Annotated in this window: 6 protein-coding genes; all 6 read left to right on the top strand. The window is 64.8% G+C overall.

Going from position 1 to position 6,127, the window contains the following annotated elements:
* The coding region (locus tag ACEN88_RS22525) for a chemotaxis protein CheA (protein WP_413343198.1) at nucleotides 1-1,280 on the top strand (1,280 nt) is incomplete at its 5' end.
* Between the two features lie 229 nt (nucleotides 1,281-1,509).
* Nucleotides 1,510-2,910 (top strand): 3-isopropylmalate dehydratase large subunit, encoded by a 1,401-nt coding sequence (gene leuC / locus ACEN88_RS22520; protein WP_413343196.1) that lies wholly within the window; start codon nucleotides 1,510-1,512, stop codon nucleotides 2,908-2,910.
* Between the two features lie 62 nt (nucleotides 2,911-2,972).
* Nucleotides 2,973-3,095, top strand: a complete 123-nt coding sequence (locus tag ACEN88_RS22515) for an entericidin A/B family lipoprotein (RefSeq protein WP_258853401.1) — start codon at nucleotides 2,973-2,975, stop codon at nucleotides 3,093-3,095.
* A gap of 2 nt (nucleotides 3,096-3,097) precedes the next feature.
* Nucleotides 3,098-3,745 carry a 3-isopropylmalate dehydratase small subunit gene (leuD, locus tag ACEN88_RS22510; RefSeq protein WP_413343193.1) on the top strand — a complete coding sequence of 216 codons (648 nt, stop codon included), beginning with the start codon at nucleotides 3,098-3,100 and terminating at the stop codon, nucleotides 3,743-3,745.
* A 14-nt stretch (nucleotides 3,746-3,759) separates the two neighbouring features.
* Nucleotides 3,760-4,830, top strand: a complete 1,071-nt coding sequence (gene leuB, locus ACEN88_RS22505) for a 3-isopropylmalate dehydrogenase (RefSeq protein WP_413343192.1) — start codon at nucleotides 3,760-3,762, stop codon at nucleotides 4,828-4,830.
* 49 nt (nucleotides 4,831-4,879) lie between these two features.
* Nucleotides 4,880-6,001 carry an aspartate-semialdehyde dehydrogenase gene (asd, locus tag ACEN88_RS22500; RefSeq protein ID WP_413343190.1) on the top strand — a complete coding sequence of 374 codons (1,122 nt, stop codon included), beginning with the start codon at nucleotides 4,880-4,882 and terminating at the stop codon, nucleotides 5,999-6,001.
* The last annotated feature ends 126 nt before the right edge of the window (nucleotides 6,002-6,127 follow it).

The following is a 6,127-nucleotide window of genomic DNA, read 5'->3' as shown; positions in this document are numbered from 1 at the left end:
CGCCGGCGGAAGCCGCCGCGCCCGCCGCATCCGGCAAGCCGGGCTGGGACGGCGTCGAGCGCCGCAACGACAACAAGCCGGCCAGCACCGGTCCCGCGAAGGACGAGAGCATCCGTATCGACGCGGTCAAGCTGGACGCGCTGCTGGAAGTGGCCGGCGAATCCGTGCAGGCCGCGAACCAGGCGGCCGTGCTGCTGGAGCGCCTGTCGCAGTTCAAGTTCGAGGGCCAGGCCGCCACCTTGATGGCCACGCTGACGGAAACGCTGGAGCGCGCGTCGCGCTACTCGGCCGAACTGCAGCGCGCCACGCTGGCGACCCGCATGCAGCCGGTGGGCCGTTTGTTCCAGAAATTCCCGCGCCTCGTGCGCGAGCTGGCGAAGGACCTGGGCAAGGACGTCGAGCTGACCATCGAAGGCGCCGAGACGGAAGTCGACCGCGTCGTCGTGGACAGCCTGTACGATCCGCTCGTGCACATGCTGCGCAACGCGCTGGACCACGGCGTCGAGTCGCCCGAAGACCGCGTCGCCAACGGCAAGCCGGCGAAGGCCTACATCCTGCTGAAGGCGTGGCAGGAAGCGAACAGCGTCATGATCGTGCTGCAGGACGATGGCCGCGGCATGGACCCGGCCAAGCTGCGCAAGAAGGCAATGGAGAAGGGGCTCATTTCCGAGAACCAGGCGACGAGCGACGACGAGGCGTACCAGCTCGTGTTCCTGCCGGGCTTCTCCACCAAGGAAGTGGCGTCGTCGGTCTCGGGCCGCGGCGTGGGCATGGACGTGGTCAAGACGGCCGTCGAGAAGAACCGCGGCGCGATCCGCATCGACTCCAACCTGGGGACCGGTACGAAGTTCTCGATCCGCCTGCCGATCGAACTGTCGATCGTGCCGACCATGCTCGTGTCGACGTCGGGGGCGCAGCTGGCCCTGCCGATGGCGGTGGTCGAGCGCGTCGTCGAACTGCCGGAGACCTTCATGCAGGTCGGCGGCGCCCCGGTGCTGAAGGACCAGGGCCGCCCGCTGCCGGTGCGTTCGCTGGCGCTGTCGCTCGGCTACGAGGAATGCGTCGAGCGCGTGGGCATCGTCATCAACGCCCCGCAGCCGTACATCATCGCGGTGGAAGCCGTCGACGGCACGGCCGACCTGGTGATCAAGCCGATGACGGCCCTGAACGTCGAAGGCATCACGGGCACGGCACGTTCGGCGGAAGGCTCGCTCGTGCTGGTCGTCGGCCTGTCGTTCCTGATGGACGGTTGCCGCACCACCGTGAGGTTGGCCGCGTAAAAAGCGGGTTGCAGCATTTTTGCCACAAAGCTACGAAAAGCCTGCGCAGGAAATGCGCGGGCTTTTTTTATTTGTGCGTCTGCAAATGGGTCCGAACAAAATTTTTATACGGATGAGTTCATTGGAATAATCGTGCTCGAAGGGCATTGCTTCCGCATTGCACAAATATGGCATAATCAAAGACCATGCCCGCATGTAGCGGTCGTTTCTCTGGACTTCGCAACTCATTATGTTAAAAACGCTCTACGACAAACTTTGGGATTCGCATGTCGTGCGTGCCGATGCGGATGGCACCACCGTGCTGTATATCGACCGTCACCTGGTCCACGAAGTCACCAGCCCGCAGGCGTTCGAAGGCCTGCGCGAAGCCGGCCGCCCGCTATGGCGCACTTCGGCCAATCTTGCCGTAGCCGACCACAACGTGCCGACCACCGACCGCTCGCACGGCATCGCCGACCCGACCTCGCGCCTGCAGGTCGAGACGCTGGACAATAACACCAAGTCCTTCGGCGTCACGTACTTCAACATGAACGACAAGCGCCAGGGCATCGTGCACGTGATCGGTCCGGAGCAGGGCGCCACGTTGCCGGGCATGACCGTCGTGTGCGGCGACTCGCACACGTCGACGCACGGCGCATTCGGCGCGCTGGCCCACGGCATCGGCACGTCGGAAGTGGAGCACGTGATGGCCACGCAGACGCTGCTTGCGAAGAAATCGAAAGCGATGCTGGTGCAGGTCGACGGCGACCTGCCGGCCGGCGTGACCGCCAAGGACATCGTGCTCGCGGTGATCGGCAAGATCGGCACCGCCGGCGGCACGGGCTATGCCATCGAATTCGGCGGCTCGACGATCCGCTCGCTGTCGATGGAAGGCCGTATGACCGTCTGCAACATGGCGATCGAAGCGGGCGCGCGCGCCGGCATGGTCGCCGTCGACGACACGACCATCGAGTACGTCAAGGGCCGCCCGTTCGCACCGGTGGGTCCGCAGTGGGAACAGGCCGTCGCGTACTGGCGCACGCTGCACTCGGATCCGGGCGCGAAGTTCGACCTCGTCGTGCAACTGAACGCCGCCGAGATCCGTCCGCAGGTGACCTGGGGCACGTCGCCCGAGCAGGTCACGACGATCGACGGCCGCGTGCCCGATCCGGACAAGGAAAAAGACCCCGTCAAGCGCGACGCGATGGAAAAAGCCCTGGTGTACATGGACCTGAAGCCGAACACCGCGATGGAAGACATCCGCATCGACAAGGTGTTCATCGGTTCCTGCACCAACTCGCGCATCGAAGACCTGCGCGCCGCCGCGGCCATCGTGCGCGGCCGCCAGCGCGCGTCGAACGTCAAGCTGGCGATGGTGGTGCCGGGCTCCGGCCTCGTGAAGGAACAGGCGGAACGCGAAGGTCTCGACCAGATCTTCAAGGCTGCGGGCTTCGAATGGCGCGAGCCGGGCTGCTCGATGTGCCTCGCGATGAACGCCGACCGCCTGGAACCGGGCGAGCGCTGCGCATCGACGTCGAACCGCAACTTCGAAGGCCGCCAGGGCCAGGGTGGCCGCACGCACCTGGTGTCGCCGGCGATGGCCGCGGCGGCTGGTATCGCGGGCCACTTTGTGGACGTTCGTAAAATCTGATAATTCGGGGTCAGAGCACGGTTTTCACGGGTGTGCTCTGACCCCGACTGACTATAACTGATATGAAAAAGATCGTTGCTCTCGCCCTCATCGCAATCGCCGCAGCCGGCTGCAACACCATCTCCGGCGTCGGCAAAGACGTGCAGAAAGTCGGCCAGGTGATCACGGGCGCCGGCGGTAAATAATCATGGATAAATTCACCGTACACGAAGGACTGGTGGTCCCGCTGGACCGGGCCAACGTCGACACCGACGCCATCATTCCGAAGCAGTTCCTCAAGTCGATCCGCCGCACCGGCTTCGGCCCCAACCTGTTCGACGAGTGGCGCTATCTCGACCACGGCGAACCGGGCATGGACAACAGCAAGCGCCCGGTCAATCCGGACTTCGTGCTGAACCAGCCGCGCTACGCCGGCGCGTCGATCCTCCTGACCCGCAAGAACTTCGGCTGCGGCTCGTCGCGCGAGCACGCGCCGTGGGCCCTGCAGCAGTATGGCTTCCGCGCCGTCATCGCGCCGAGCTTCGCCGACATCTTCTTCAACAACTGCTTCAAGGGCGGCATGCTGCCGATCGTCCTCACCGAGGCGCAAGTCGACCAGTTGATCAATGAAGTCAAGGCGTTCCCGGGCTACAAGCTGGTCATCGACCTCGAGAAGCAGACCGTGGGCACGCCGGACGGCCACCTCGCGTTCGAATTCGCCATCGACGACTTCCGCAAGTACTGCCTGCTGAACGGCCTGGACGACATCGGCCTCACGCTGCGCCACGCCGACGACATCCGCGCCTACGAAGAGCGCCACTTGCGCGCGCAGCCGTGGCTCGCCAACACCATCTGAACGAGAACAAGAACATGAAGATTGCCATCCTGCCGGGCGACGGCATCGGTCCCGAAATCACCACGCAAGCCGTCAAGGTGCTGAACGCGCTGGGCGAGTCCTTTGAACTGGAAAGCGCGGACGTCGGCGGCGCCGGCTATGCCGCGCACGGCCACCCGCTGCCGCAAGGCACGCTGGCGCTGGCGAAGGCCGCGGACGCCGTGCTGTTCGGCGCCGTCGGCGACTACAAGTACGACTCGCTGGAGCGCGCGCTGCGTCCGGAACAGGCCATCCTCGGCCTGCGCAAGGAGCTGGGCCTGTTCGCCAACCTGCGTCCCGCGATCCTGTATCCGGAACTGGCCGGCGCTTCCACGCTGAAGCCGGAAGTCGTGTCGGGCCTGGACATCCTGATCATTCGCGAACTGACGGGCGACATCTATTTCGGCAAGCCGCGCGGCGTGCGCGAATGCCCGGACGGTCCGTTCGCGGGCCAGCGCGAAGGTTTCGACACGATGCGCTATGCGGAAGGCGAGATCCGCCGCATCGCCCACGTCGCGTTCCAGGCCGCGCGCAAGCGCGACCGCCGCGTGACGAGCGTCGACAAGGCCAACGTGCTGGAGACGTTCCAGTTCTGGCGCGACATCGTCACCGACGTGCACAAGGAATACCAGGACGTCGAGCTCGAACACATGTACGTCGATAACGCCGCGATGCAGCTCGTGCGCGCGCCGAAGAAGTTCGACGTGATCGTCACCGGCAACATGTTCGGCGACATCCTGTCCGATGCGGCCGCGATGCTGACCGGCTCGATCGGCATGCTGCCGTCGGCGTCGCTGGATGCGAACAATAAAGGTCTGTACGAGCCGTCGCACGGTTCGGCGCCGGACATCGCGGGCAAGGGCGTCGCGAATCCGCTGGCGACGATCCTGTCCGCCGCGATGATGCTGCGCTTCTCGCTGGGCAAGGCCGAACAGGCCGACCGCATCGAGAACGCCGTCAAGAAGGTGCTGGCCCAGGGCCTGCGCACGCCGGACATCCACGAGGAAGGCACGACGCGCGTCGGTACGGAACAGATGGGCGACGCGGTCGTCAACGCATTGGGTTGACCAGGAATACGCCCGGCATGGGCGGAACATTTTTAAAAGAGGGATCAAAATGAAACTAGTAGGTCTGGTTGGTTGGCGCGGCATGGTCGGTTCGGTCCTCATGCAGCGCATGCAGGACGAGGGCGATTTCGCCCACATCGAGCCGGTGTTCTTCACCACCTCGAATCCGGGTGGCGATGCGCCGAAGATGGCGAAGAACGAAACCAAGCTGAAAAGCGCAACCGACATTGCCGAACTGTCGAAATGCGAGATCATCATCTCGTGCCAGGGCGGCGACTACACGACCGAAGTGTTCCCGAAACTGCGCGCTAGCGGCTGGAACGGCTACTGGATCGACGCCGCGTCCACGCTGCGCATGAGCGACGACGCCGTCATCGTGCTGGATCCGGTCAACCTGAACGTCATCAAGGACGCGATGGTGAACGGCGTGAAGAACTTCATCGGCGGTAACTGCACCGTGTCGTGCATGCTGATGGGTCTCGGCGGCCTGTTCAAGAACGACCTGGTCGACTGGATGACGTCGATGACGTACCAGGCCGCATCGGGCGGCGGCGCGCAGCACATGCGCGAGCTGCTGACCCAGTTCGGCACCATCAACTCGGCCGTCAAGAACCTGCTGGACGACCCGGCTTCGGCGATCCTGGAAATCGACCGCGGCGTGCTGGCCACCCAGCACGGCCTGTCGGCCGAAGAAACGAAGCAGTTCGGCGTGCCGCTGGCCGGCAACCTGATCCCCTGGATCGACAAGGACCTGGGCAACGGCCAGTCGAAGGAAGAGTGGAAGGGCGGCGCCGAGACCAACAAGATCCTGGGTCGCCACAACGGCTCCAACGTGATTCCGGTCGATGGCCTGTGCGTCCGCATCGGCGCGATGCGCTGCCACTCGCAGGCGCTGACCATCAAGCTGAAGAAGGACGTGCCGCTGGACGAGATCAACGACATCATCGCGAACGACAACCAGTGGGTGAAGTTCGTGCCGAACACGCGCGAAGCGTCGGTGCGCGACCTGACCCCGGCCGCCGTCACGGGCAGCCTGACGATCCCGGTCGGCCGCGTGCGCAAGATGTCGATGGGCCCGGAATACATCTCCGCGTTCACCGTCGGCGACCAGCTGCTGTGGGGCGCCGCCGAGCCGTTGCGCCGCATGCTGCGCATCGTGCTGGACAAGTGATGTAAGCTGGCGCCTGCGGGCGATCGAGGAGGGCGGCTCGCGGGCCGCCCTTTTTTTGGTGCGCCCAGCATGGGCGCACTCTTGTGGGTGGAAGTCCCGCCGCGAGCTGACCACAGCGAGCGAAGC

The sequence above is a fragment of the Massilia sp. CT11-108 genome, from assembly GCF_047302915.1.
GTDB classification, from domain to species: Bacteria; Pseudomonadota; Gammaproteobacteria; order Burkholderiales; family Burkholderiaceae_D; genus Telluria; species Telluria orientalis.
This window is presented reverse-complemented; position numbering and strand designations above follow the sequence as displayed.

Coding starts and splice junctions, on each gene's coding strand:
- leuB (WP_413343192.1), top strand. CDS start 3,760: ATGAAGATTGCCATCCTGCCGGGCGACGGCATCGGTCCCGAAATCACC.
- ACEN88_RS22515 (WP_258853401.1), top strand. CDS start 2,973: ATGAAAAAGATCGTTGCTCTCGCCCTCATCGCAATCGCCGCAGCCGGC.
- leuD (WP_413343193.1), top strand. CDS start 3,098: ATGGATAAATTCACCGTACACGAAGGACTGGTGGTCCCGCTGGACCGG.
- leuC (WP_413343196.1), top strand. CDS start 1,510: ATGTTAAAAACGCTCTACGACAAACTTTGGGATTCGCATGTCGTGCGT.
- asd (WP_413343190.1), top strand. CDS start 4,880: ATGAAACTAGTAGGTCTGGTTGGTTGGCGCGGCATGGTCGGTTCGGTC.